Here is a 26177-nt window from a genome sequence, read left to right as displayed (position 1 = left end):
ACAAAGGATTATATTCCGGGGAGGACCAACTCGGCCCGCAAGCCGCCAATCGGCGCGCCGCCGAGGGAGAGGTTGCCGCCATAGAGCGCGGCAAGGTCGACCACGATGGAAAGCCCGAGCCCCGAGCCGGGCTTGGACTCGTCGAGCCGCTGGCCACGCCGGGAGACCTGGGTGCGCTCCGCCTCCGACAGGCCGCGGCCATCGTCATCGACGATGATCCGCAGGCGCGGGCCCGCGCCTGCCTGGTGCGGCGCTTCCACCAGCACCTCGATGAAGACCCGGGAGGCGGCCCATTTGCAGGCATTGTCGACGAGATTGCCGACCATCTCCTCCAGATCCTGCCGCTCGCCCCGGAATTTTGCCGACGGATCGGCCTTGGCCTCGACGATGATGCCGCGGTTACGGTGGATTTTCTCCATCGTCCGCCGTAGCGCCTCGATGGCGGGCGCCACCTCGGTCACGGTCGCGACGACCGAGACGCGCGCGGCGATGCGCGCCCGCTCCAGGTGATGGGCGACCTGGTCGCGCATCACGTCCGCCTGCTCCATCACCTTGACCGCGAACGGATCGGCGGCGTGTACGCCGGCCTCGTTGACGATGACCGAAAGCGGCGTCTTGATCGCATGGGCGAGATTGCCGACATGGGTGCGCGCGCGCTCGACGATCTCGCGATTGGCGTCGATCAGCGCATTGGTCTCGCGCGCGAGCGGCGCGATCTCGACCGGGAATTCGCCTTCGAGCCGCTCCGCCCGCCCGGAGCGGATGTCGGCGATCGATTCCGAGATGCGCTTGAGCGGCGCCAGGCCGAAGCGGACCTGGAATACCGTGGTCAGGAGCAGCACGATGCCGAGCGCGGTGAAGGTGCCGCCGAGATAGTAGTCGAAGCTGCGCGTCTCGTCGAAAATCTCGGTGTCGTCGCCGGCGACGCTGACCAGATATTTGCCGTCGGCGCCGAGATCGACCGGCCGTTCGACCATCCGCAGGTTCTGCCCCTCGGGACCGTCGACATAGCCGAGCCGGATGCCGGCGGCGGTGAGCTCGGCGCCCTGCTCCTCCAGCTTCGGCAGCTTCTTGTCCCAGAGCGAGCGCGAGGAACGCACCTCCGGCTTTTCGGTGTCGGTGCGCGTGATCTGCCAATACCAGCCGGACAGCGGCAGCTCGAACAGGGGCTCGCCGAGCGACTGGAACTGGCGGTCCGGCGGCTCGTCCGGGGTCGCGACCTCCGCGATCAGCGTGCGGAGATAGAGATTGAGCCGGCGGTCGAAGGCACGCTCGGTCGCGTTCTTGTAGACCGACGACAGCACCACGCCGGTGATGGCCAGGATCACCACGAGCCATGCCGTCGCCGACAGGAACAGGCGGTTCGCAAGCGAGCTAGCGGCCATCGGAACGATCCCGGGAGGCGCAGGATGGAAGGGCGTCGGACATCATGACCGGACCAAGGCCCCGTGTTCGGCCTCCCGTCAAGCCCGAGAAGACCTCAAGCGCCCGGAGCGGGCGGCGGGGTCAGGAGATAGCCGAGGCCGCGGACGGTCTGGATGATGTCGACGTCGAGCTTCTTGCGGATGCGGCCGACGAAGACCTCGATGGTGTTGGAGTCGCGGTCGAAGTCCTGATCGTAGAGATGCTCGACCAGCTCGGTGCGGGACACGACGCGCCCGGAATGGTGCATCAGGTAGGCCAGAAGCCGATATTCGTGCGAGGTCATCTTGACGGGATTGCCGGAGACGCTGACCCGGCCGGTCCTGGTGTCGAGTGTGACCGGGCCGCAGCTGAGTTCGCTCTGCGCATGGCCGGTGGAGCGGCGCAGCAGCGCACGGATGCGCGCCAACACCTCCTCCAGATGGAACGGCTTTGCGACGTAGTCGTCGGCGCCGGCATCGAAGCCCTGGACCTTGTCGCTCCAGCGGTCGCGCGCGGTCAGGATCAGGACCGGCATGGTGCGGCCGTTGCGGCGCCAGGCCTCCAGCACCGAGATGCCGTCCTTCTTCGGCAGGCCGATGTCGAGCACGACGGCATCGTACGGCTCGTTGTCGCCGAGATAGTGCCCCTCCTCCCCGTCGAAGGCGCGGTCGACGACATAGCCGGCGTCCGTCAGCGCCTTGGTGAGCTGGCGATTGAGATCGGGGTCGTCCTCAACAACGAGCAGGCGCACGCTTCTCTCCAAAGATAGGCCGCATGAATGACAGCCTCAGATGAACAATTCCGGCGTGAACTGAATATGAACGCGGGGAACTGCCTGCGTTACTTTTTGGTCATATACGCCCTGTCACGCGCCGACGCGACTGCGCCCGCCAGGCAGCCGGACGAGCCGGCGGCATGGCGGGCGCAATGTGCCGCGTTACGCGGCGAGTCGGAAGGCCCGGGACCTTCGGATCCGGCCGTCAGGTCCGGAAGAATACGAACCAGATGACGGCGAGGATCAGGATCGCGAGCCCGGTCGAGATGGCGAGCAGCGCGGCCACCGACGGCCCGGGCTCGCCCTGGCGCGCCTCGGTTGCAGTTTCGACGATCTGATGCTGGTCTCGCGTGGTTGCCATGATGCCCTCAATCTCCGCCCCTGCGTCTCACCTCCGATGACCGCAACCTCCTCACGGCCCTGTGTCCTGAGCCAACGCCCGATCCGATGCGATGTTCCGGCTTTTGCCCTGGGCCCAGGCAGCAACCGCATGCGGGGCGGCCGGTTAACGCAGTTGCAAGATTCCGCGCCGAGCCGTGTATGATTCGGAGTTCCCCGATGGTATCTTCATAAGTCTGTCCCCGTTGCGTTTGGAGTAGCCCATGGCCCCCCGCGCCAATTGGAAGGGTTTTTTGCGTTTGTCGCTCGTGACCTGCCCGGTCGCGCTCTATCCGGCTACTTCGGATACCGAGAAGGTCTCCTTCAACCAGATCAACCGCAAGACCGGCCACCGGATCAAGTACCTCAAGGTCGACGCCGAGACCGGTGACGAGGTGACCTCCGAGGACATCGTCAAGGGCTACAAGGTCGACACCGACACCTATATCGAGGTCACCAAGGACGAGCTCGACGAGATCGCGCTCGACTCGACGCACACGATCGAGATCGACGAGTTCGTGCCGAAGGCCGACATCGACAACCGCTACCTGATCCGCCCCTATTATCTCGTGCCGGACGGCAAGGTCGGCCACGACGCCTTTGCGGTGATCCGCGAGACCATCCGCAGCATGGACAAGGTCGCGATCGGCCGCGTGGTGCTGACCAACCGCGAGCACATCATCGCGCTGGAGCCGCTCGAGAGCGGCCTGATGGGCACGCTGCTGCGCTACCCCTACGAGGTCCGCAGCGAGAAGGAATATTTCGACGACATCCAGGACGTGAAGCTGACGAAGGACATGCTCGACCTTGCAAAGCACATCGTCGAGAAGAAGTCCGGCGCGTTCGAGCCCGAGCTGTTCGAGGACCATTACGAGGCCGCGCTGATCGATCTCATCAACAAGAAGCGCGCGGGCGCCCCGATCGCGACCAAGGCGGCGCCGAAGACGGGCGGCAACGTCATCAACCTGATGGACGCGCTGAAGAAGAGCCTCGCGAGCGAGAAGGACGCAGCTCCGGCCGCGAAGGAGACCGTCAAGGAAGCCGTCAAGGGCAAGAAGCCGAAGAAGCGCGCCGAAGGCCAGCGCGAGATGCTGCTGCCGATATCAGGCAAGGGCGGCAAGGAGGCTGCGGCGAAGCCGGCCCCCAAGGAAGCTGCGAAGAAGGCCGACAAGCCGGTGCGCGCGCCGGCGCGGGCGAAGAAGGCCGGCTAGCTGCACGCACCTTATGATCGCGCCGTGATGTCTCCCCTCGCCGGTCGGCTGGCCTGACATGCCCTGGTCGACGGCGTTCGACGATCCGATCTCGTTGCGCAACGGGCGCAAGCTGCGGACGCTGCAACAGGCGGCCGATCACATCATGCAGCTGCCCGAGGACGCGCAGCACGCGAACCACTGGCAGACCGCGATCGAGACCCTGATCCATGCGGCCGAGACGGGCGGCGGCTGGATGATGTTCGCCCGCATCGCGATGTTGCGGGCGCTGAACGCGGACATCGGTCGCAAGTAGGCCCTCCCTGGCGCGGCGTCGCCTTGCAGCCCTTGCCCTGCTGAGACATAGCCTCAACAATCCGTTAAGCGGTGCCATCGCTTTCGGCGCCCGCCAGCGAGGCAGCAAGTAATCCTACGGTAGACAAAATTAACCGTCGATTCCCGTTGCGCGCCACAAGGTCGCGCCGTCGATCGAACCAGGGTTTGCACGCCGTGCAGCAGCAGGACGCCAGAAAGAACTACATCGGCCTCGTGAACGACACGTGCGAGGACAAGCGCCGCGCAGACAGCGCGGCGCGGTCACAGCCGCGCGTCATGCGCAATCTGGTCGGGCGCCTCGCAGCGGTGCTGAGACGCCCCGGCAAGGCCGCACCTGGGCGCGCGATCGAGTCCTGAAAGCGACGACGCCGTCAAATCCACCCGAATTGGGTGACGAAACCTTAAGTCAATAAATGCCAGCATATAAGGCCTGAGGTCGCGGTCCGCCCCCGCCTGCAATTTAACGCGCGCCCTGCAAAAGTTAGTGAATCAATTTACCATTCCGAAAACGGCGCCAGCCTAGGTTGGACGGATGAACGGGAGTTGACGATGGCATTGCTCAGGTCCTTTCTTGCCGATGAAAGTGCAGCTACCGCTATCGAGTATTGCCTGATTGCCGCCGGCATCGCGCTCGCGATCGTCACGGTCGTGAACAACACGGGCAGCGCGCTTCTGAACAACAAGTTCAAGTCGATCGAAACGGCCACGAAGTAGGCGGCATATCCCGGCCCGAGGTAACCTTCCGACATCGGCGCGGCCGCGACGGCGCGCAGGCCTGCCGGCGTGGCAGACCATGATCTGGGTCAACAGCACCAGGACCGCGATGGCTCAGCATGGAGGCTTCCTCGCTGCCGGCCCGTCCATGCACCCAGACCTCCCGCACTCCCAACTGAAGATCCGCCGCGTTCGCCTCGATACCGGCCGCGAGAACGTCGTGGTCATCTCCAGGCAATCGAAGGCGCTGTTGGAGACGCTGCTCACGCCACCGAGCCTTCGTGATTGCAGCAACACGAACATCGCGGAATTTCCTTTTCATTAGCGCTGGGCATACGGCAACGGCGCCCAGCTTCCGCGTGACGTTTGATCTTTACGATGTTCGCGCTATGCACGTTGTGTCGTGCAATTGCACCTTTGCAGAGCGCAGGCTCGAACTCCAGCGGCCCGATCACATGGCATTTTCCGACAGGCCGACCTTGACGATCCGGGCTCATCTTGGCTCGGATCGATCGGTGACGATCACCGTTCTTGCAATGCTGGCGGCCGTCTCGTTCCTTCCGGTGCTGCTGACCCCTATTCCCGCGATGGTCGATTATCCCAATCACCTCGCCCGCATGTATATTTTGAGCCAGAGCGGTACTCCCAACGCCAATCCGCATTACGAGGTGGCTTGGGCATTCTATCCCAACCTTGGAATGGACCTGCTGGTCCCGCAGATAGCGCGGCTGATGAGCGTCGAGAACGCCACACGGCTGTTTCTGCTCCTGAGCCAATTGTTGATCGTAGGGGGTGCGCTTCTGCTCGAATGGGCCCGCAAGGGACGTGTCCATCTCGCCGGCTTTGCGGCGCTCGCCTTCCTCTACTGCCTGCCGTTCAGCTGGGGCTTCGTGAATTTCGAGTTCGGGCTAGGCCTCGCCCTCTGGGGCATTGCCGTCTATCTGATGCTGGCAGACGGCCCATGGCCACGGCGCTTCGTCGTCAACACGGTCTTCGTCGCTGCGCTGTATGCGGCGCATTTCTTCTCCCTCGGCATCTACGGCGCGACGCTGGGCCTTTACGAGCTCTGGCGCATCCGCCACCACGGAATATCGTACCGGGTCGCGGCCGGGCGGCTTGGCGCGCTGGCCATACCGGCGCTCGTCCTGTTCGGGATCATGCATATGACTGCAGGCTCGATCGGAAGCGAAGGTACGAGCTGGTTCCTCGGATTCAAGCCGATCTGGCCGCTGCGCATCATGAACGGCTACAATTTGACGCTATCGGCAATGACCGGGCTGGCGCTGATGATCTCGTTGCTCTTCGCCGCAAGACGCGGCGTGCTCAAGCTTGAGCCGGCCGGAATCTGGCTCGCGATCGGCTTTGCGCTCTTGTACCTCGTCATTCCCTCGAAGCTGTTCGGAACCTCGTTTGTCGACCTCCGCGTGATTCCCGCCGCGGCTCTGATCCTTCCGGCCTTCTGCTCGCTGTCCCTGCCCAACCGTGCCTGGAGAATGGCTGCGCTCGCTGCGATCAGTGGCATCATCCTGATCAATCTCGCCGTCGTCCTCGCGGTGTGGTTGCCTTACCGCACTAACTTTGCGGCCATCATCAGGTCGTTCGAAAAGATCGATCGCGGCTCACGCGTCCTCGTTGGCAGCACGGGCGACCTTGGAGACCCGCCCTTCGCCGACCTCACGTCCTATCCAATGTTCTATGCGCCGACGCTGGCCGTGCACTATGCCAACGCCTTCGTGCCCAATTTATTCACGGAAGAGGGCAAGCAGCCGGTGCGGCCACGCGGGGCCGTGCGCCGTCTTGCCATTCCCTACGGAGGGCCGGTGCCGTCAAGCCTGCTGACGGCGATTGTGACAAGCCAGCCGCGGGCGGACGTTCCGCCGTTCGTCCGCACCTGGCACCAGGATTTCGACTATCTCTATGTGCTTGGACCGCCCGGGCCCAACCCGCTGCCTGATCTGCTGGACGAGCTGGACACCTCGGAACGATTTGTTCTCTACAAGATCCGCCACAGGTCCTAGGCCGAAGCCACAGCTGCACAGCGTGGTTAATCGGGCATCAACATCCCCGCTCCCTCCCGGCCCCGGCCGCCCCCGGGCCGGCCGCATCGCCCGGGAGCCCTAGATCCTTAACAGTTGCGGCAAGGCGACCTTAACCACCGGCGAATTAGACTTGCGCCCCTGCAACCGAGTTGGACACCCTCGCATGGCGGCCAGTTTCAAATCGATCCGCTACAGCCTCGTCATCCCCGTGTTCAACGAGGAAGCCGTGCTGCCGATCCTGCTGCGCCGGCTCGACCTGGTCTTGTCCCGGCTCGACGGGCCGGCGGAAGCGATCTTCGTCGACGACGGCAGCAGCGATTCCAGCTCGATCGTGCTGCGGGCGCTCGCCACGCGCGACCCGCGCTTTCGCTACATCGGCTTGTCGCGCAATTTCGGCCATCAGGTCGCCATCACCGCCGGCATGGACGCCGCGCAAGGTGACGCGATCATCGTCATGGATGCCGATTTGCAGGATCCTCCCGAAGTGATCGAGCAATTGATCGCAAAATGGCAGGAAGGCAACGACATCGTCCACGCCCGCCGCCTGTCGCGCGACGGCGAAAGCCGATTCAAGCGCGCGACGGCGCATCTCTTCTACCGGCTTCTCGGCAGGATGTCCTCTGTCGGCATCCCCGCCGATGTCGGCGATTTCCGCCTGATCGACCGCAAGGTGCTCGACGCCCTGCGGCAGATGCCGGAGCAGGACCGCTACGTCCGCGGCATGATCGCCTGGCTCGGCTTCCGGCAGACCGAGGTCACCTTCCACCGCCTCGAGCGCGCAGCGGGCGAAACCAAATACCCGCTGTTCAAGATGGTGCGGCTCGCGACGAACGCCGCGCTCGGTTTTTCGGATCTGCCCTTGCGGCTGGCAGTCTGGTGCGGATTGACGGTCTCGGGACTCGCACTCCTCTACGGCGGCTGGGTGATCCTGTTGTGGCTCAGCAAGGACAGCCATCTCGTGACCGGCTGGTCCTCGACGATCGTCGTCGTGTCCCTGCTGTGCGGAATCAACATGCTGATGACGGGCATCGTGGGGCTTTATGTCGGCCGCATCCATGCCGAGGTGAAACGCCGTCCGCTCTACGTGGTGCAGACGCGCGCCGGCTTCGATCGCAGCGAGGCGGCGGCCGCGGCACCCGCGATCCACGCCGTCAACGAGTGACCCGGCGCATGACCGAACTCTTCGACGGTTATCACGACAACTACCGTGACGTGGTCCAGTCATCGATCGACTTTTCGGGCTTGCCGCATCATTTCTTCATGCGCGCCAAGGCCGATCTCCTGCGCGATCTGATCGCGCAGCGGCTGGACGCAGAGCGGCCCGAAATGCTGGACGTCGGCTGCGGCGTCGGCAGCCTTCATCCCCTGCTGCACGGCATGGTCGGCCGCTTGAGCGGTATCGACGTGTCTTCGGCCAGCCTGGCGCAGGCTCGCGCCGACAACCGCGGGGTCGACTACCGTGAATTCGACGGCCGCACCTTTCCTTTCGACGACGCCAGCTTCGATCTGGTCACGGCCGTCTGCGTGATGCACCATGTCGTGCCGGCCGAATGGGCGCAGTTCATCGCCGAGATGCGGCGCGTGACGCGCCCCGGGGGGCTCGTCTGCGTGATCGAGCACAATCCGTACAACCCGCTGACACGCCTCGCCGTGGCGCGCTGTGAGTTCGACCGGGACGCCGTCTTGCTCAGCGCCGGCACGACCCGGAAGTTGATGGCTGCGGACGGATTACGCGAGATCGGCTCGCGCCATTTCCTGTTGCTCCCCTGGGACACCAAACCGGCGCGGCGTCTGGAAGGTGCCTTGAGCGGCGTGTCGCTCGGGGGCCAATACGCGGCGTTCGGGACCGCCTGACTTACCTCTGCGGCGCATCTCGCCGCTTGTGCACGACCGCCACATCGTCGCTGTAGACGCGCTGCCAGTGGGGCAGCCGGTCGAGCATCGCGACCGCCGGTGTCCGCGGTGCGAGCAGCGTCGCGCCGATGTTGAATTCATCGAGCAACTTGAGAAAATCTCCGAGGTCGACCAGCGCTACGGCGCGGTTGTAGCGGTCGATGAACGGTCCCCCGTACAGTTCGCCACGACCATCGATAAAGGTCGGAATGCCGGCGAAGATCAAATAGCCGCCGAAGGAATAATCGTTGAGCACGGGCCCCGCCTTGGCGAGGTCGGCTTGAGCGATGGCAGCCTGAGGGGTGATGATCGGAGCCGGCCGGATGTCACGGGCCAGCGCCGCCCCGCTCACCGCGATCAACCCAACGAACGCGGCCAGGATCAGGCCGCGCGACGAGCCGGCCGCATCATCCCCGGTCGGTCCGCCGAACTTCCGACCCAGCGGAGCCGCCAGGTAAAGCGGCGCCAGCATGGCTAGCAGATCCGCATTGCGTACTTGCGCCAGTGCGAAATGGAGCAGGCCGATCACCACCAGGGCCCGCACGAGCGGCAGCGTCACACCGCGCGACAGCGCAAAGATGCCGGCCAGCAGCAGTAACTCGAAGCCACCGATGCGGCTGAAATCCTGCGGCCGCCATTCCGAGATCCAGGCGAGCGCGGGGCCGAGGCCGAGTGTCGTCAGCGGCATCAGCAGCGGTTCCGGCCCGTAGGGCGTCAGGCAGGAGGCTGCGAGTGCAAGCGCCGTGAATGGCAGCCACCGCAACAGCACGTGCGACCATCCGCTTCGCCCCTCACGCAGCAGCGCCTCGAGCACAACAGGGCCGATCAGCCCAAGCGCCAGCACCACGCTGCCGTGCAGATTGGCCCACAGGACCAGCAGCGGCAGGGCCCAGTAGGGCGGAGGCCCCCCGCGATCCATGCAGCGCACCAGGGCGGCCGCCCAAGTTACCATCACCGGCAGCACCAGCACGTGTGGCCGCGCCAGCATATGCGGCGCCGACAAGATGATGGCCGCGATCACCATGATCAGCGTCAGGGTTGGCGAAAACTCGCGCAGCAGGAAGAACGTCAACAGGCCGAAGGCGAGCGCAATCGCCGCCGCGGCGACGACGAGGACGCCCGGCCAGCCGGCAAGCGCGTGGACTCCGGCGTAGACGATCTCCGAAAGCCATTCGAAAGTGATCCAGGGCGCGCCGTGCATCGAAAAGGAAAAAGGGTCGCTCGCCGGCAGGGCGCCATGCGCCATGATCCAGCGGCCGACCTCGATATGAGAATAGCTGTCGGGATCGTTGAGCAGCCGCTGTCCAAGGATCAGCACCACGGCATAGACGCCAAGGCTCACCAGCCAGGGCAGCGCCGCACGCGCCGAAAACGGTTGAACCTCGCTGTGCACGACCTGCTCACTCATGGCGAGCGCAAGTTAAGGCCCAAGCGTTAAATTCTTCTTCGACGTTCACCGCGCCCGGCCGGGCGCAGGGCGGGCTGGTTACTGTTTGTGAACCATGTTCCTGACGCTGGGCGGACGCATCCTTCCCGCCGCGAAGATCCATCAGCCGGGAATGCGGCGCTCTCCGGAAAATCAAGCTGTTCTCAAGACAAACAGAAGCCCTTCCGGAGGATTCGGCCAAGCAGGAACTTGCGTCTCGGCCTACAGCCGTTGTCGTTTGCCGTTCACCCCCGGTGGCATCGCGAAACGCGTCATGATCCTGCCATACGGTCCGTTCCGAGGATGACGCGAGCGAGAAGCGCACATGGCTGTCACAGCAAACTTTTCCGCCGGAATTCTCACCACCTTTGGCAACGGCCAGAACAACACGATCGCGTTGGGCCGCAATGCGGCCGGAACGATCGTCGTCAACGGAGGCGCGGTCGCGATCAAAGGCGGCCCCGCGACGGTCGCCAACACCAAGTTGATCCAGGCCTTCGGCCAGGACGGCAACGACACCATCACCATCGACGAGAGCAACGGCGCGATGCCTGCGGCGAATCTGTTCGGCGGCGCCGGCAACGATACGCTGACCGGCGGGTCCGGCGGCGACATGCTGTTCGGGCAATCCGGCAACGACACGCTGCTCGGCAAAGGCGGCAACGATCTGCTGTTCGGGGGCGCCGGCAATGACGTGCTGATCGGCGGCGACGGCAACGACCAGATGTTCGGTGAGGCCGGCAACGACCGCATGATCTGGAACCCCGGCGACGACAGCGACCTGATGGAAGGCGGCGAAGGCATCGACACCGCCGAGGTGAACGGCGGCAACGACAGCGAGACCTTCGCCATCACGGCCAATGGCACGCGCGTGCGCTTCGACCGCGTCGACCCCGCGCCGTTCTCGCTGGACATCGGCACCACAGAAAACCTCGTGGTCCATGCCAATGGCGGCGACGATGTCATCACCGCCACCGGCAATCTCGCCGCGCTCATCAATCTGACGATCGACGGCGGTGCCGGCAATGACACGATCCTCGGCGGCAATGGTGCGGACCGCCTGCTGGGCGGCGACGGCAACGATTTCATCGACGGCAACCAGGGCAACGACACCGCCTTGCTCGGCGCCGGCAACGATACCTTCCAGTGGGACCCGGGCGACGGCAGCGACAAGGTCGAAGGACAGGCCGGAGCCGACACCCTGTTGTTCAATGGTTCGAACATCGGCGAGAACATCGTTGTTTCCGCCGCAAATGGCGGACGCACGCTGCTGACCCGCGATGTTGGCAACATCACGATGGACCTGGACGGCATCGAGACCATCACGATCAATGCGCGCGGCGGCAGCGACAACATCGTCGTCAACAACCTCGCTGGAACCGATGTCAAGCAGGTCAATGTCGATCTCGGATCGAACGGGACCGGGGACGGCGCGGCCGATACGGTGACGCTCAACGGCACGGGCGCAGCCGATACGATCCAGGTGTCCGGCTCGGGCACGTCAGTTTCGGTCACAGGATTGCCCGCCGCTCTTGCCATTACCAACGCGGAAGGCGCAAACGACGCGCTCGTCATCGACGGCCTCGGCGGCAACGACACGATCTCGGCGGCCATGCTTGCCGCGGGAATCGTGCACCTGACGATCGACGGCGGCGCCGGCAACGATACGATCGTCGGCAGCGCCGGCAACGACACGCTGATCAGCGGCGACGGCAATGATTCTGTCGTCGGTGGCCGCGGCGACGACCTCGTGCAGCTCGGCGCCGGCCGCGACGTGTTCCAGTGGAATCCGGGCGATGGCAGCGACACCATCGAAGGCGGCGCCGGCGTCGACACGCTGCGGTTCTCCGGTGCCAACATCGCCGAGAACCTCACCATAACGGCGAACGGCGATCACGCCCTGCTCACGCGCGACGTCGGCAACATCACGATGGACCTGCACGGGGTCGAGCATGTCGATATCCACGCGCTGGGCGGCGCCGACCATGTCGTGGTGGGCGACCTGACCGGGACGGATGTGACGCGGGTGAACATCGACCTCGGCGGTTCGGCCGGAACGCCCGACGGCGCCGTCGACACCGTCACGGTCGATGCCACCCAGGGCGCCGACACGTTCGGCGTCACCGGCAATGCCGGCGGCGTGACCGTCTTCGGCCTCCATGCGACCACCAACCTGACCTTCATGGATGCGACCGACCAGCTGACACTCAATGGCCTCGGCGGCGACGACGTGATCGATGCGAGCGGGCTTGCGGCCGGCGTGCTGCAACTCACGATCAACGGCGGACTCGGCAACGACACCATCCGCGGCAGTCAGGGCGACGACTTGATCAATGGCGGCGATGGAAACGACGTCGCGCTGATGGGCGCGGGCAACGACACCTTCGTCTGGAATCCGGGCGACGACAACGACACGGTCGAGGGTCAGGGCGGCACCGACACGTTGCTGTTCAACGGCGCCAACATCGCCGAAACCATCAACATCTTCGCGAATGGAGGGCGTGCCGAGCTGACGCGGGACGTCGCCTCGATCACGATGGACACGCACGGCGTCGAAACGATCGCGTTCAATGCCCGCGGCGGCGCCGACACGATCAATGTCGGCGACATGAGCGGCACCGACGTGACGGAGGTCAAGATCGATCTGGCCGGCGTTCCCGGCACCGCAGGCGGCGACGGCGCGGCCGACAAGATCGTGATCAACGGCACGGGCGGGGACGACGTCATCTCGCTTTCGCTCAACAGCAATGGCGCGCTGGTGATTGACGGTCTCGCAAGCCAGATCGTGATCGAGAACTTCGACTTTAACGACACCATCACCATCAACGGACTCGGCGGCGACGACGTGATCGAGGCGTCGGGCGTCGGTCCCGGCGGGCCGCACCTCGTGTTCGACGGCGGCGCCGGCGACGACGTGCTCATCGGCAGCGCGGGCAACGATACGCTGCTCGGCGGGCTTGGCGATGACGTGCTGATCGGCGGTGGCGGCGTCGACGTGCTGGACGGAGGCCCCGGCGACAACATCGTGATCCAGTCGTTGCTCGCCCATGCGAGCGTCCACTCGGGGACGCTGATCTGAGGCCGACGATCGCGGTCGCCCGGCGATCGCGTGTTTTGCCTGTCGGGCGCAGCCCGGATGGCGCGGAAGGCAATCGCGGGCCCGCGAATCGATGCGGCCGTCCCGGATTAGGCCGCTCACCATCCGGGCCACGGCGCTTTGACGGCCATGCGAGTCCTGATACTCTGCACGCCGTTGTGGCTCGGCGGGCCATGCCATCGATCGTTGAACCAGAGCTGCCGAGAGGATGCGGATGAGAAGCGTGACGCTCTTGGCTCTCGGCCTCATGTTTGTCGGCGCATGGTCGCACGACAGCGCGAGAGGACAGACCTCGGCCGCGCCGCCGGTTTCGCTTGCTCCGCCCAAGGCATCTCCGCCACGCCCGACTGCCACCAAGCCCGCTCGGGGGACGACGAACAGAACTCCGTCGGCGGCGTCCGGCAGGGAGACTTCGACACCCGTGATTGGCGGACCTCAACCGATGTCGAATCCGGCCGCCGACTACGACGGCTTCAGCGTCGGCGTCGTCGATGACAATGACAGTTCGCGCCAGGTGACGCCGCCAGTGAGGTCACGCGCCGCAAAGGACTCCAGGTCCAATCCGGATGCCGACGGCCTCGATCAGGAAGATGAGGCGTTGAAGCGAAAGCTGATGATCTGCCAGAACTGCAAATAGGACGTTTGTCCACTGGCCAGCCCGAACTGCGGCTGTGGCAGTTCGCAAAGCTGGTAGCCCGGATGGAGCGCAGCGAAATCCGGGGAGCAGTTCCAGCGGATGCAGTTACTTCGAAGGTTTGCTGACGCCGTTCACCTGCCCCCCAACCTCGACCGCTTCCAGAACCACCGCCGTCCGATCAGCCAGTTCGGGAATTTTGGCCAGGTAAATTGCGTCCACTCCGACATTTCAGATGTTCGCGTCACCGGTCCTGTCGCTTGAGGGCGGACAGCAACTCTTTTCCCAGCGGTCCGGCCGAAGCGGGGTTCTGCCCCGTGATGAGCCGGCCATCGACCACGACGTGAGGCTGCCAGTTGGCTGCAGACGAGTACTCGGCACCTTCTGCCCTTAACGCGTCCTCAAGCTCGTAAGGCACATCATCGCGGGCGTAGTCGTACTCTTCCTTCTTTGAGAAGGACGTGAGCTTCTTGCCGCGCACGAAAGGAGTGCCATCACCAAGGTTAACGCCAAGCAGCGCGCACGGCCCGTGACAAACAGCGGCAACGAGCTTGCCAGTGCTCCAGGCGCGCACGATGGCATTCTGGACCGTTGCATTGCGCTGGATGTCCACCATGGGCCCAAGACCGCCGGGCACCAGGATGGCGTCGTAGTCGGCGGCGTCCACTTCGGACAATTTGCGACTGTGATTTAGGCGACGAAAGGCTTTACTCGCGAGAAACTCCTTCTGAGCGGGATCTTTCTCGTCGTACGCATCGTAAGGCGTCCATCCCCCGGCTGGGGACGCGAACTCCACCGCGACCCCAGCCTTGTCGAGCACCTCGAAAGGATGGGCGACTTCGGCGAAAAAGAAGCCGGTCTTGCGATTATGCGGACCGAGCACGGCTGCGTTGGTGACGATGCAGAGGACATGTTGGGTCATGGTTTTCTCCTTTCGATAACGCTGGACAGGACCGCACCGCCTTGCCGTCGATGTGAACGGTGCAGGCGCCGCATTGCGCGACCCCGCAGCCGCATTTGGGACTGGTGATGCCGAGTTCGTCGCGCAGCACCCACAAGAGCGGCATCTCGGGAACGACGTCGACCCTGTGCTTGATCCCATTGACGGTGAGCTCAATCATGCCGACGTGTCCCTACGCAATAGTGCGGTTAGCGTGCGCTCGAAGTTTCAAGAGTGTCAAACCCAAACCCTGCGGCACCGGCCCTCAGTTTCGAATTCGCACGATAAAGGTCGCGGGTCTGAGTTGGAGGCAAGCTGCATGCGCTTTATTGCCCGTTGCGACAGCAGCTCGTCGCATGAGGCGCGCCTTCTCGTCGCGCGACACTTTGATCAATGTCGAGACGCCCCAGCGAACCGCAGAGTAGCGATCGCGCCTCCTGCATGGCTGACCTACCTGCGGGCGCGATCAACTGCGCTTTACGCCTCTCCGATTTCCTGATCCTCTCTCCCCAATCAGCCGGATCAACCGGCCTCGCCAGGGAGAGAGAGACGTCATGAAGCTCGGCACCGCCATTGCGGAAATCATGAGGCGCGAAGGCATCGAGATCCTCTGCGGCTATCCCGTCAACCATCTGATCGAGTATGCGGCGCAGGCCGAGATCCGCCCCGTCATGGTGCGGCAGGAGCGCGTCGGCATCCACATGGCGGACGCGATCTCGCGCGTGACGTCGGGGCGCACGATCGGCGCGTTCTGCATGCAGCATGGGCCGGGCGCGGAGAACGCGATGGGCGGCGTCGCGCAGTGCTTCGGCGAATCCGTGCCCGTGCTGGTGCTGCCGATGGGCTATCAGCGCCGGCTGGCGCACATCGAGCCGAACTTCAATTCCAGCGAGGCGATGAAGCCGTTCGCAAAGTCCTCGGAGCCGATCATCCTCGCCGCGGAAGTCGCCAACATCTTCCGCCGCGCCTTCACGAAACTCAAGAACGGCCGCGGCGGGCCCGTGATCGTCGAAATCCCCTCCGACATGTGGAACGAGGAGGTGCCGGAACCGCTGAACTACACGCCGGTGCTGCGCACCCGCTACGGCGCTGATCCCGTGCATGTGAAGGAAGCAGCCGCCCTGCTCGTCAACGCCAAACGGCCGGTGATCTATGCCGGCCAGGGCGTGCACTATGCGCAGGCGTGGCCGCAACTGAAACGGCTTGCGGAGCGTCTCGCCATTCCCGTCACCACCAGCCTGGGAGGCAAGTCGTCGTTTCCGGAGACACACCCGCTGTCGCTCGGCTCCGGCGGTCTTGCGGTGCCGCGCGCGGTGCCGAAGTTCCTCAGCGAGGCCGACGTGATTTTCGGCGTCGGCTGCTCCTTCACCGAGACCAGTTTCGGCATCGCGATGCCGAAGGGCAAGACCATCATCCACTCCACGCTTGATCCCAACCACCTTAACAAGGATGTGGAGGCGAGGATCGGCCTCGTCGGCGATGCCGGCCTCGTGCTCGATGCGCTGCTGGAGGAAATCGCCAGGACCGTCACGAAGGATCGCGACGCCTCGGCCGTCGCGGCGGAGATCGCCGCCTCGCACAAGGAATGGCTGGCAAAGTGGATGCCGAAGCTGACCAGCAACGACGCGCCGTTGAGCCCTTATCGGGTGCTGTGGGACCTCCAACACACCGTCGACATCAACAACACCATCATCACCCATGATGCCGGCAGCCCGCGCGACCAGCTCTCGCCGTTCTGGAAGGCGGTGGAACCCCTCTCCTATCTCGGCTGGGGCAAGACGACGCAGCTCGGCTACGGCCTTGGCCTCGCGATGGGCGCAAAGCTCGCAAGGCCCGACAAGCTCTGCATCAATGTCTGGGGCGATGCCGCGATCGGCTTCACCGGCATGGACTTCGAGACCGCGGTGCGCGAGCGCATCCCGATCATGTCGATCCTGCTCAACAATTTCTCGATGGCGATCGAGTTGAAGGTGATGCCCGTCTCGACCGAGAAATATCGCTCGACCGACATTTCCGGCGACTATGCCGCAATGGCGCGCGCCTTCGGCGGCTATGGCGAGCGGGTGTTGAAGCCGGAGGACATCGTCCCGGCGATCAGGCGCGGCATCCAGAAGACGAAGGAAGGCGTGCCGGTGCTGCTGGAGTTCATCACCAGCAAGGAGACCGAGGTGTCGCGGCCGGGCACGTGAGGCAGCCGGGTCTCGGCGGCAGGGCCGCGGGCGCTGGCTCCGGCCGCAGAAGATGTGATAATCCGGCCCGGTGCCGCGCCCGTCGCGGCACCAAGCCGGATTGCGAATGACCACCCCTTCCAACAATGTCGCCGGGATCGACGAGCTCAAACGGCAATTGCAGTCGGCCGCCGCCGAGAACACGCGGCTGCGCGATCGGCAAAACGCCAGCGCCGAGATTTTGCGCACCATCGCGGCATCTCCCTCGGATGCCCGGCCGGTGTTCGCTGCGATCGCGTCCAGCTCGAAGCGCCTGCTCGACGGCTTCTCCGCCACCGTGCTTCAGTTCATCGGCGACGAGCTGCACCTCGTGGCGTTCACGCCGACCAGCCCGGACGGGGACGAAGGGCTGAAGGCATCGTTCCCGCGCCGGATCGAGGATTTTCCGACCTTTGGCCTCGTTCGCGGCGGCGAGACGATCCAGTTTCCCGACAGCGAGGCCGAGCACGTCCCGGAGCTGAACCGCAATCTGGCGCGACTGCGCGGCTTCCGCAGCGTGCTCTTCATGCCGCTGATGAGCCGGGGCACGGCGGTCGGCATGATCAGTGTCACACGCGCCGAGCCCGGCGCGTTCGCGCCCGATCTCGTACAGCTACTCCAGACCTTCGCCGACCAGGCCGTGATCGCGATCGAAAATGCGCGGCTGTTCAACGAGACGAAGGAAACGCTGGAGCGCCAGACCGCCACCGCCGACATCCTGAAGGTGATGGCCGCCTCGCCGTCCGACGTGCAGCCGGTGTTCGACGCCATCGCCGCCAATGCCAACCGGCTGATCGGCGGCTTCTCCACGGCGGTGCTGCGCTATGTCGACGGCGCCGCGCACCTTGCGGCGTTCACGCCGACCGATCCGGCCGGCGATCGCGTGCTCCAGGCCTCGTTCCCCGTGCCGTTCGCACGGTTTCCGCCTTACCAGCTTGTGGCCAATGGTGCGGCGGCGCAATTGCCCGACACCGAGCTCGAGCCGGCCGCACGCGACATCGCGCGCGCCCGCGGCTACCGCAGCATGCTGTTCGCCCCCCTGATGAGCGAGGGCGATGCCATCGGCGTCATCATTGCCACGCGCCGGGAGACCGGCGCGTTCGGCGAGCACCATGTCGGACTGCTCCAGACCTTCGCCGACCAGGCGGTGATCGCGATCAAGAATGTCAGCCTGTTCAACGCGACCCGGGAAGCGCTGGAACGGCAGACCGCGACCGCCGACATCCTGAAGGTGATCGCGGCCTCGCCGGCGGACGTCACGCCGGTGTTCCAGGCGATCTCCGACAGTGCCAAGGCGCTCATCGGGGGACATTCCTCCACCGTCACCCGCCTCATCGACGGCATGCTGCATCTGGCCGCCTTCACCACCGACAACGAAGCGGGCAACGCCGATCTGCTCAGCTCCTTCCCGGTGCCGCTGTCGGCATCGGGCATCCACAGCCGGGTGGCGGCAAGCGGGGAATATGCGTTCCGCAGCGACATGCAGAACGAAGCCGGCCTCACGGACGCCATGAAGGAGCTGGCGCGGACCAGAGGCTATCGCAGCATTCTGGTGGCGCCGATGCTGCGCGATGGCGCTGCGATCGGCACCATCGGCGTGACGCGCCCTGAGGCCGGCCATTTCCCGGACAAGGCGATCAACCTGCTCAAGACCTTTGCCGACCAGGCCGTGATTGCCATCGAGAACACACGCCTGTTCAATGAGGTGCAGGACCGCACGCGGGAGCTCGCCAGGTCGCTCGACGATTTGCGCGCAGCGCAGGACCGGCTGATCCAGACCGAGAAGCTTGCTTCCCTCGGTCAGCTCACCGCCGGCATCGCGCATGAGATCAAGAACCCGCTCAACTTCGTCAACAATTTTGCCTCGCTCTCCGCCGAGCTGACGGACGAGCTGAACGAGGTGCTCGCGCCGGTTCCGCTCGCCGGCGACGTCCGTGCCGAGGTTGACGAGCTGACCGCGCTCCTGAAGGACAATCTGGAGAAGGTCGTGCAGCACGGTCGGCGCGCCGATTCCATCGTCAAGAACATGCTGCTGCATTCGCGGGAGGGCGGCGGCGAGCACCGGCTGAGCGACATCAACGCTCTGGTCGAGGAGAGCCTCAACCTCGCCTATCACGGCGCCCGCGCCGAGACGCCGCAGTTCGACGTGACGCTCAGGAGCGAGCTCGATCCGGCGGCCGGGCAGGCCGAAGTGTTTCCGCAGGAGATCACCCGGGTGCTCTTGAACCTGATCTCGAACGGCTTCCACGCCGTCACCAAGCGCAAGGCCGATGGCGGTGCATCCGGTTACGAGCCGGTGGTGATCGCGGCGACGCGCGACCGCGGCGACACCATCGAGATCCGCATCCGCGACAACGGCACCGGCATTGCAGACGAGGTCAGGGAGAAGATGTTCAATCCGTTCTTCACCACCAAGCCGGCCGGCGAAGGCACCGGCCTCGGGCTGTCGATGAGCCACGACATCATCGTGAAGCAGCACGGCGGCACGATCGACGTCACGACAGAGCCGGGCAAGTTCACGGAATTCACGATCCTGCTGCCGCGGAAGAGCAGCTTTGCGGAGAACAACAAGGGATAGCATCACTCCGGAGGGTGCCTTGAAGAGTCTCGCGTGGTTCATTCGGCGACAACTCCTCTCGCTATCAGGTATCGGCCTCATGCTGGGCGCGCTGTTCTTCGCGGCCGCGCTGACGCCGACGCTGATCCCGCGCAGCTATCTCACGCAAGGTGCCCTCGCCGGTGGCTGCTTTGCGATCGGCTATTTCGCCGGAATCCTGTGGCGCCGGCTGTGGCACTATCTCGAGCTGCCTGAGCCTTCGGCGCGCGCGAGATCGATTGCGAATGCGCTGGCCGCAGCAATCTGCCTGCTCATCGTCATCGTCTTCCTCTGGCGCGCCGCCGAATGGCAGAACTCGATCCGCACTGTCATGAAGATGGCTCCGGTCGAGACCGCACATCCACTCAAGGTCTGCGTCATTGCCCTGATCATGTTCGCAGTGCTGCTGGTGCTGGGGCGGCTGTTCGCGGTTGTCGTCCGCTTCCTCGCTACGCGCGCGAGGCTCGTGATTCCGCGGAAAGTCGCCAACGTCCTCGGCGTGCTGGTCGCAGGCCTGCTGTTCTGGTCGATCGCCAGCAATGTCCTGGTCCGCACGGCGTTCAATGCGCTCGACTCCTCCTTCCGCGAGCTCGACGCCTTGCAAGAGCCCGAGCGGCCGCAACCGGCCGCCCCCGATCAAACAGGAAGTTCAGCGTCGCTGGTGAAGTGGACGGAGCTCGGGCGCATGGGGCGCCGGTTCATTGCCTCAGGCCCGACCGCGACGGAAATCGGCGCCGTTACGGGAGGGCTCGCGCAGAATCCTGTGCGCGTCTATGTAGGGCTCGGCAGCCGCGACACCGCGCAAGCGCGCGCCCGGCTCGCGCTTGATGAGCTCAAGCGCCAGCACGGTTTCGAGCGAAAGATTCTGATCGTCATTACACCGACCGGCACCGGCTGGATCGACCCGGCCGCGATGGATACGGTCGAATATCTCCACCATGGCGATGTCGCCAGCGTCGCGGTGCAATATTCCTATCTCAACAGCCCGCTGTCGTTGATGTTTCAGCCCGAATACGGCGCGGAGGCGGCGCGCACCCTGTTCGCGGAAATCTATGGCTACTGGACGCGCTTGCCGAAGGACAAGCGGCCAAAACTCTATCTGCACGGGCTCAGCCTCGGCGCGATCAACTCGGAGAAATCCGCAGAACTGTTCGAGACGATCGGCGATCCCATCGCTGGCGCGCTATGGAGCGGGCCGCCGTTCGAAAGCCGCATCTGGCGCTCGGTCACCGCGAACCGCAATCAGGGTTCGCCGGCCTGGCTGCCGGAATTCCGCGACGGCCGCGTCGTCCGCTTCATGAACCAGAACGGGCCGACGGTGCCGGCAGATGCGCCCTGGGGTCCGATGCGCGTCGTCTATCTGCAATATGCCAGTGACGCGATCACGTTCTTTGCCTACCGCGACGCCTATCAGGCTCCGGCCTGGATGAGGGCGCCGCGTGGGCCCGACGTATCACCCGAGCTGCGATGGTATCCCATCGTCACGATGCTGCAGCTCGCCGTCGACATGGCGGTCGCGAACGGCACACCGATGGGCTTTGGCCATGTCTACGCACCCGAGCATTACGTCGATGCCTGGGTCGCGGTTACCGATGTCCGTGATTGGTCTGCCGACGCGCTGGCGCAGCTCAAGGAGCAGCTTGCTGCGAAAGCACGAAAGACGGGCGCAGGCAATGCCGACGATGATCCCGATCGCGGCGGCTAACTGCTACTCCGCCATATCCACCTGCGTTGCGACGGTCGGGCCTGCCAGCGGCCGCTCCTCCATCATGATCAGGCAGAGCGAGGCGGTGGCCATCAGCGCGGTGGCGGCGCCGAAGACGTAGCGGAACGCGTGCCGCATGTCCTCAGTGGGGATCGCAGGGATGCTGCCTGCCGCGTGATGCTCACCGGCGAGCGGAATGTCGGTGCCGAGCGCGATCAGCAGGATGGCGGCGAAGGCCGCGACCGTGAACGAGGACATCAGCGAGCGGAAGAAGTTCATCGCGCCGGTGATGGTGCCGACTTGCGGACGCGCGACCGAATTCTGCAGCGAGACCACGCAGACCGGGAAGGTCGTGCCGAGCCCGAGCGCGAACGCGGCCATCAGCGTCAGCAGGCCCCAGAGCGGCAAGGTGGTGAGCGTCAGGCCCAGCGCGCAAATCGCCGCCCAGGACGTGCCGACAATGGCGACGCGCTTGTAATGCTTGGCACGCGCCATGGTGCGGCCGGCAATCGCCGCGCCGCAGGTCGAGACCGCCGCGAGCGGAATCAGCGCAAGCCCCGCCTCGCTGGCGCTGAGATGATAGACCGACTCGTAGTAGAGCGGGAGCTGCACGGTGAGGCCCGTGATCGCACCGAGCCCGCAACCGCCGGCCGTCAGCGCGAACGGCGCCACCGATCCCGTCAGCAGCTTCAGCGGCAGGAACGGCTCGTCGGCGCGGCGCGCGTGCCAGACGAAGGTGACCGCGAGCGCGACAGCGCCGCCCACCATCGCAAGCACGGTCGGCGAGAGCCAGGCGTAGCGCGTGCCACCCCAGGTCAGCACCAGCATGAAGACGACGGCGGAGGCCATCAGCAGGACGCCGCCGAGCCAGTCGACCTTGCGCTTGCGATGGAACACCGGAATCTTCTTCATCTTGGGCAGCAGCATTGCGATCGCCGCGGCGGCGAGCGGCAGATTGATCCAGAAGATCATCGACCAGTGCAGATGCTCGGCGAACACGCCGCCGATGACCGGGCCGAGGATGCCGCCGACCATCCAGACGCTGGAGAAATAGGCCTGGTACTGGCCGCGCTCGCGCGGGCTCACGACGTCGGAGATCACCGTCTGCACCACCGGCATGATGCCGCCGCCGCCAAGCCCCTGGAGGCCGCGCGCGAGAATCAGCATCGGCATGTTCGGCGCGATCGCGCACAGCACCGAGCCCGCCACGAACAGGCTGAGCGAGATGATGATCATGACGCGCCGGCCGTAGATGTCGCTGAGCGTGCCGAACACCGGCGCGACCGCGGTCGAGGCGAGCAGATAGGCCGTGATCACCCAGGACAGGTTCGAGACGTCCTGAAACTGGCGCCCGATGGTCGGCAGCGCAGTCGCGACGATGGTCTGGTCGAGGGCCGCCAGGAACATCGTCAGCATCAGGCTGATCACGATGGTGCGGACCTCGTCGGAGGTCAGCGGCACCGGCGGCGCGATGGACGGCGCGTCATCGACGCTGATGACCTCGCTCGGAAGGCGGGACAGCTCTTCGGCAATGTCGTCGGGCAACGCCTGGATGTCGGCAGAACTGCTCTGCCGGTCGAACTTGTTCATCTCGATCGGAAGCCGTGGGGCGGCGCAACGCCGCGAGGGATTCGTTCTATGCAGCCCAATGTAGACAGCAAAATTCTTCCCAGGCAGGCACCGCGGCGCATGGGTGCATCCCGCCGCCGGGTCATCCCGAACACGTGATCCGTACGGCGGGTCAGTCCTTCGGACGTCGCTTCACGCGCGCCCGTTTCGGCAGCAGGGCCGGCCATTGCACGATGTGGTCCTCGAGATCAGCGTCCGGGATCTCCTCCTCGCTGCCCTCGACCCGGCCGCGCACGGAGACGCCGGCTTCATGCACGGTGTTGGGATCACCGGATACCAGCGGATGCCACCAATAGAGGTCGCGCCCCTCGGCGACGAGCTTGTAGCCGCAGCTCGGCGGCAGCCAGTTCAGGGTGCGGACATTGGCCGGGGTCAGGCGGACGCAGTCCGGAACCTTGTCGGAACGATTCGGGTAGTCCTTGCAGCCGCAGGTCCCGGCATCGAGCAGCTTGCAGCCGACATGGGTGAAATAGATGTCGCCGGTGTCCTCGTCCTCGAGCTTGTTCAGGCAGCAGCGGCCGCAGCCGTCGCACAGGCTCTCCCATTCGTCCCCCGACATCTCTTCCAACGTCTTGGTTTTCCAGAAGAATCCTTCCTGGCCTGAAGGTCGTTTGGGAGCTGCGGTCATGCGCCTCAACAAGGGTTCGAAAGAGCTACGGCTGACCCCATCTAGGGCGTGTGCCTGCGATGCTGCAAGCAACCCCTCCGAGAGGCCCGTAATGAACCGGGGTCAATTAGGCCTGTTGTTCAAAATCGCGAGCCTGACCATTGGTTTATAGGCCCTGCTCGGCTAGAAGGAACAGCAAGTCCCCTCGGACGCGAACCGGGCGCCTTGGGTTTGCCGTAACATTCCCTCAAGACGTCTCGATGCCGCCCCGGCCGGGTGCTTGAACGCTTTCGAACCGAGCCTCAAGGGTTCTAGGTGCGCCAGATCATACCACCGCATTGGAAGGCCAGGGTCCGGAATTTCTTCCTGGATCTCGATGCGCGCATCGACTCCTCGCTGTTCTCCTCGGCCAAGGGCATCCGCGAGCTCTACGAGCGCTACTCGACCTTCATGGACCGCTTCTATGTCGGGCGGTGGAAGCGCTGGGTGTTCATCGAGCCGCTGTCGGAGGCCGCGACCCTCGGCCTCGGCGGCCTCGTCGTCATGCTCACGCTCGCCATCCCCGCCTTCCGCGAGACCGCGGACGAGGACTGGCTGAAGAAATCCGATCTCGCGGTGAGCTTCCTCGACCGCTACGGCAACCCGATCGGCAGCCGCGGCATCAAGCACAACGACTCGATCCCGCTGGAAGATTTTCCCGATGTGCTGATCAAGGCGACGCTGGCGACCGAAGACCGCCGCTTCTACGAGCATTTCGGCATCGACATCGCCGGCACCGCGCGCGCGCTCGTCACCAACGCCCAGGCCGGCGGCGTCCGCCAGGGCGGCTCCTCGATCACGCAGCAGCTCGCCAAGAACCTGTTCCTGAGCAACGAGCGCACCATCGAGCGCAAGGTCAACGAAGCCTTCCTCGCGGTCTGGCTGGAATGGCGCCTGACCAAGAACGAGATCCTCAAGCTCTATCTCGACCGCGCCTATATGGGCGGCGGCACCTTCGGGGTCGATGGCGCGGCGCATTTCTACTTCAACAAATCCGCGCGCGACGTGACGCTGGCGGAAGCGGCGATGCTCGCCGGCCTGTTCAAGGCGCCGACCAAATACGCCCCGCACATCAACCTGCCCGCCGCGCGTGCCCGCGCCAACGTCGTGCTCGACAACCTCGTCGATGCCGGCTTCATGACCGAGGGCCAGGTGTTCGGCGCCCGCCGCAACCCCGCCTTCGCCGTCGACCGCCGCGACGAGGCTTCGCCGAACTACTATCTCGACTACGCCTTCGACGAGATGCGCAAGCTGGTCGACACCTTCCCGAAGTCGTACACCGAGCGCGTCTTCGTGGTGCGCCTCGCGATGGACGCCAACGTGCAGAAGGCCGCGGAAGACGCGATCGAGAACCAGCTCCGCCAGTTCGGCCGCGACTATCACGCGACGCAGGCCGCGACCGTCGTGTCGGATCTCGACGGCGGCATCCGCGCCATGGTCGGCGGCCGCGACTACGGCGCCAGCCAGTTCAACCGCGCCACCGACGCCTACCGCCAGCCCGGCTCCTCGTTCAAGCCTTACGTCTACACCACCGCGCTTCTGAACGGCTTCACGCCGAACTCGATCGTGGTCGACGGCCCGGTCTGCATCGGCAATTGGTGTCCGCAGAACTATGGCCATTCCTATTCCGGCGCGGTGACGCTGACGCAGGCGATCACGCGCTCGATCAACGTCGTCCCCGTAAAACTGTCGATCGCGATCGGGCAGAAGGAACAGCCGAAGGCGCCGAACCCGGCCAAGATCGGCCGCGCCAAGATCGTCGAGGTCGCCCGCCGCTTCGGCCTCAAGGCGCCGCTGCCCGACACGCCGTCGCTGCCGATCGGCTCGGACGAAGTCACCGTGCTCGAGCACGCCGTCGCCTACGCGACCTTCCCCAATCGCGGCAAGTCGGTGACGCCGCACTCGGTGCTGGAAGTGCGCACCGGCGCCGGTGATCTCGTCTGGCGCTGGGACCGCGACGGCCCGAAGCCGAAGCAAGCCATTCCGCCGAACATCGCCGCCGACATGGCCGGCATGATGAGCCATGTCGTCAGCGAAGGCACCGCGCGCCGCGCCGCGCTCGACGGCATTCCGACCGCGGGCAAGACCGGCACGACCAATGCGTATCGCGATGCCTGGTTCGTCGGCTACACCGGCAACTTCACCTGCGCGGTCTGGTACGGCAATGACGACTATTCGCCGACCAACCGCATGACCGGCGGCTCGCTGCCGGCGCAGACCTGGCACGACATCATGGTCGCGGCGCATCAGGGCGTCGAGGTCCGGGAAATCCCCGGCATCGGCATGGGCCAGAAGCTGCCGCCGCAGCCGATGGCCGCGCAAGCCAATGCCGCGCCGAAGGTGCTGGAGACCAAGCCCGGTCCGCCGCCCGTGCTGACCAAGCGCGGCGCCGACATCCTGGTGCGCGTCGAGAAGCTGCTGGATGACGCGGCCAAGACCGCGAACAAGTCGTCCGCCAACGACGGCAAGCCCGCCAAGCCGGCCTCGTCGACGAGCGCGCTCGCCTTCCCGCAGAACTATGCGGAAGAGAATGCGAATGCATCCGCTCCGCGCAAGAACTGATCGAAA

General features: G+C 65.1%; 21 protein-coding genes and 1 pseudogene. 14 read left to right on the top strand and 8 right to left on the bottom strand.

Features of this window, described 5'->3' with window-relative positions; translation table 11 throughout:
* Positions 1-8: 8 nt before the first annotated feature.
* From XI08_RS25740 to XI08_RS25730, 3 genes are all read right to left on the bottom strand, one after another.
* The gene (locus XI08_RS25740) at positions 9-1385 is read right to left on the bottom strand and encodes a sensor histidine kinase (RefSeq protein ID WP_271576501.1); all 1377 of its coding nucleotides are present in this window, start codon (positions 1383-1385) and stop codon (positions 9-11) included.
* A gap of 95 nt (positions 1386-1480) precedes the next feature.
* Positions 1481-2155, bottom strand: coding sequence for a response regulator transcription factor (locus XI08_RS25735; RefSeq protein WP_011085905.1), 675 nt, complete (start codon positions 2153-2155; stop codon positions 1481-1483).
* A 229-nt stretch (positions 2156-2384) separates the two neighbouring features.
* Complete coding sequence (locus XI08_RS25730) at positions 2385-2540, bottom strand: hypothetical protein (RefSeq protein ID WP_165448146.1); 156 nt, start codon at positions 2538-2540, stop codon at positions 2385-2387.
* Positions 2541-2781: 241 nt separating this feature from the next.
* Between XI08_RS25730 and ku the strand changes: the two genes are divergently transcribed.
* The 8 genes from ku to XI08_RS25690 all read left to right on the top strand — a co-directional run bounded on the left by ku (position 2782) and on the right by XI08_RS25690 (position 8690).
* Positions 2782-3768 carry a non-homologous end joining protein Ku gene (gene ku / locus XI08_RS25725; protein ID WP_271576500.1) on the top strand — a complete coding sequence of 329 codons (987 nt, stop codon included), beginning with the start codon at positions 2782-2784 and terminating at the stop codon, positions 3766-3768.
* A 58-nt stretch (positions 3769-3826) separates the two neighbouring features.
* Positions 3827-4063 (top strand): hypothetical protein, encoded by a 237-nt coding sequence (locus tag XI08_RS25720; protein WP_271576499.1) that lies wholly within the window; start codon positions 3827-3829, stop codon positions 4061-4063.
* A gap of 194 nt (positions 4064-4257) precedes the next feature.
* The gene (locus XI08_RS25715) at positions 4258-4440 is read left to right on the top strand and encodes a hypothetical protein (RefSeq protein ID WP_027547247.1); all 183 of its coding nucleotides are present in this window, start codon (positions 4258-4260) and stop codon (positions 4438-4440) included.
* A gap of 192 nt (positions 4441-4632) precedes the next feature.
* On the top strand, positions 4633-4797 hold the full coding sequence (locus XI08_RS25710) for a Flp family type IVb pilin (protein ID WP_027547248.1): 165 nt from the start codon (positions 4633-4635) through the stop codon (positions 4795-4797).
* A gap of 79 nt (positions 4798-4876) precedes the next feature.
* Positions 4877-5122 carry a hypothetical protein gene (locus XI08_RS25705; RefSeq protein WP_271576553.1) on the top strand — a complete coding sequence of 82 codons (246 nt, stop codon included), beginning with the start codon at positions 4877-4879 and terminating at the stop codon, positions 5120-5122.
* A gap of 130 nt (positions 5123-5252) precedes the next feature.
* Positions 5253-6815, top strand: a complete 1563-nt coding sequence (locus tag XI08_RS25700; RefSeq protein ID WP_271576498.1) for a hypothetical protein — start codon at positions 5253-5255, stop codon at positions 6813-6815.
* Between the two features lie 184 nt (positions 6816-6999).
* Positions 7000-7998 (top strand): glycosyltransferase family 2 protein, encoded by a 999-nt coding sequence (locus XI08_RS25695; protein ID WP_271576497.1) that lies wholly within the window; start codon positions 7000-7002, stop codon positions 7996-7998.
* A gap of 8 nt (positions 7999-8006) precedes the next feature.
* Entirely contained in the window at positions 8007-8690 is a 684-nt protein-coding gene (locus XI08_RS25690; protein WP_271576496.1) for a class I SAM-dependent methyltransferase, read from the top strand.
* A 1-nt stretch (position 8691) separates the two neighbouring features.
* Here XI08_RS25690 and XI08_RS25685 read toward each other — a convergent pair whose 3' ends face one another.
* On the bottom strand, positions 8692-10137 hold the full coding sequence (locus XI08_RS25685; protein WP_271576495.1) for a hypothetical protein: 1446 nt from the start codon (positions 10135-10137) through the stop codon (positions 8692-8694).
* 343 nt (positions 10138-10480) lie between these two features.
* Between XI08_RS25685 and XI08_RS25680 the strand changes: the two genes are divergently transcribed.
* Complete coding sequence (locus XI08_RS25680; protein WP_271576494.1) at positions 10481-13234, top strand: beta strand repeat-containing protein; 2754 nt, start codon at positions 10481-10483, stop codon at positions 13232-13234.
* Between the two features lie 460 nt (positions 13235-13694).
* Positions 13695-13889 carry a hypothetical protein gene (locus XI08_RS46065; RefSeq protein WP_333928194.1) on the top strand — a complete coding sequence of 65 codons (195 nt, stop codon included), beginning with the start codon at positions 13695-13697 and terminating at the stop codon, positions 13887-13889.
* 241 nt (positions 13890-14130) lie between these two features.
* On the opposite strand, the gene XI08_RS25670 is transcribed toward XI08_RS46065, so the two are convergent.
* Entirely contained in the window at positions 14131-14808 is a 678-nt protein-coding gene (locus XI08_RS25670; RefSeq protein ID WP_271576492.1) for a type 1 glutamine amidotransferase domain-containing protein, read from the bottom strand.
* A 25-nt stretch (positions 14809-14833) separates the two neighbouring features.
* Positions 14834-15007 (bottom strand): annotated as a pseudogene (locus XI08_RS25665) ((2Fe-2S)-binding protein); the annotation flags it as partial.
* 340 nt (positions 15008-15347) lie between these two features.
* On the opposite strand from XI08_RS25665, the gene XI08_RS25660 reads away from it, so the two are divergent.
* The 3 genes from XI08_RS25660 to XI08_RS25650 all read left to right on the top strand — a co-directional run bounded on the left by XI08_RS25660 (position 15348) and on the right by XI08_RS25650 (position 21334).
* Positions 15348-17015: a thiamine pyrophosphate-requiring protein gene (locus XI08_RS25660; RefSeq protein ID WP_271576552.1), complete on the top strand. Its 1668-nt coding sequence runs from the start codon at positions 15348-15350 to the stop codon at positions 17013-17015.
* Between the two features lie 106 nt (positions 17016-17121).
* Positions 17122-19611 carry a GAF domain-containing sensor histidine kinase gene (locus XI08_RS25655; protein ID WP_271576491.1) on the top strand — a complete coding sequence of 830 codons (2490 nt, stop codon included), beginning with the start codon at positions 17122-17124 and terminating at the stop codon, positions 19609-19611.
* 79 nt (positions 19612-19690) lie between these two features.
* On the top strand, positions 19691-21334 hold the full coding sequence (locus XI08_RS25650) for an alpha/beta hydrolase (RefSeq protein WP_271576551.1): 1644 nt from the start codon (positions 19691-19693) through the stop codon (positions 21332-21334).
* 3 nt (positions 21335-21337) lie between these two features.
* On the opposite strand, the gene XI08_RS25645 is transcribed toward XI08_RS25650, so the two are convergent.
* Together XI08_RS25645 and XI08_RS25640 are read right to left on the bottom strand one after the other, a co-directional pair.
* Positions 21338-22924, bottom strand: coding sequence for an MDR family MFS transporter (locus XI08_RS25645; protein WP_271576490.1), 1587 nt, complete (start codon positions 22922-22924; stop codon positions 21338-21340).
* 151 nt (positions 22925-23075) lie between these two features.
* A complete protein-coding gene (locus XI08_RS25640) occupies positions 23076-23591 on the bottom strand; it encodes a YcgN family cysteine cluster protein (protein ID WP_271576489.1) in 516 nt (171 codons plus the stop codon).
* Positions 23592-23885: 294 nt separating this feature from the next.
* On the opposite strand from XI08_RS25640, the gene XI08_RS25635 reads away from it, so the two are divergent.
* Positions 23886-26171 (top strand): transglycosylase domain-containing protein, encoded by a 2286-nt coding sequence (locus tag XI08_RS25635; RefSeq protein ID WP_271576488.1) that lies wholly within the window; start codon positions 23886-23888, stop codon positions 26169-26171.
* Positions 26172-26177: the final 6 nt, after the last annotated feature.

The organism is Bradyrhizobium sp. CCBAU 11361 (assembly GCF_028128935.1).
Taxonomy (GTDB): Bacteria; Pseudomonadota; Alphaproteobacteria; order Rhizobiales; family Xanthobacteraceae; genus Bradyrhizobium; species Bradyrhizobium niftali.
This window is presented reverse-complemented; position numbering and strand designations above follow the sequence as displayed.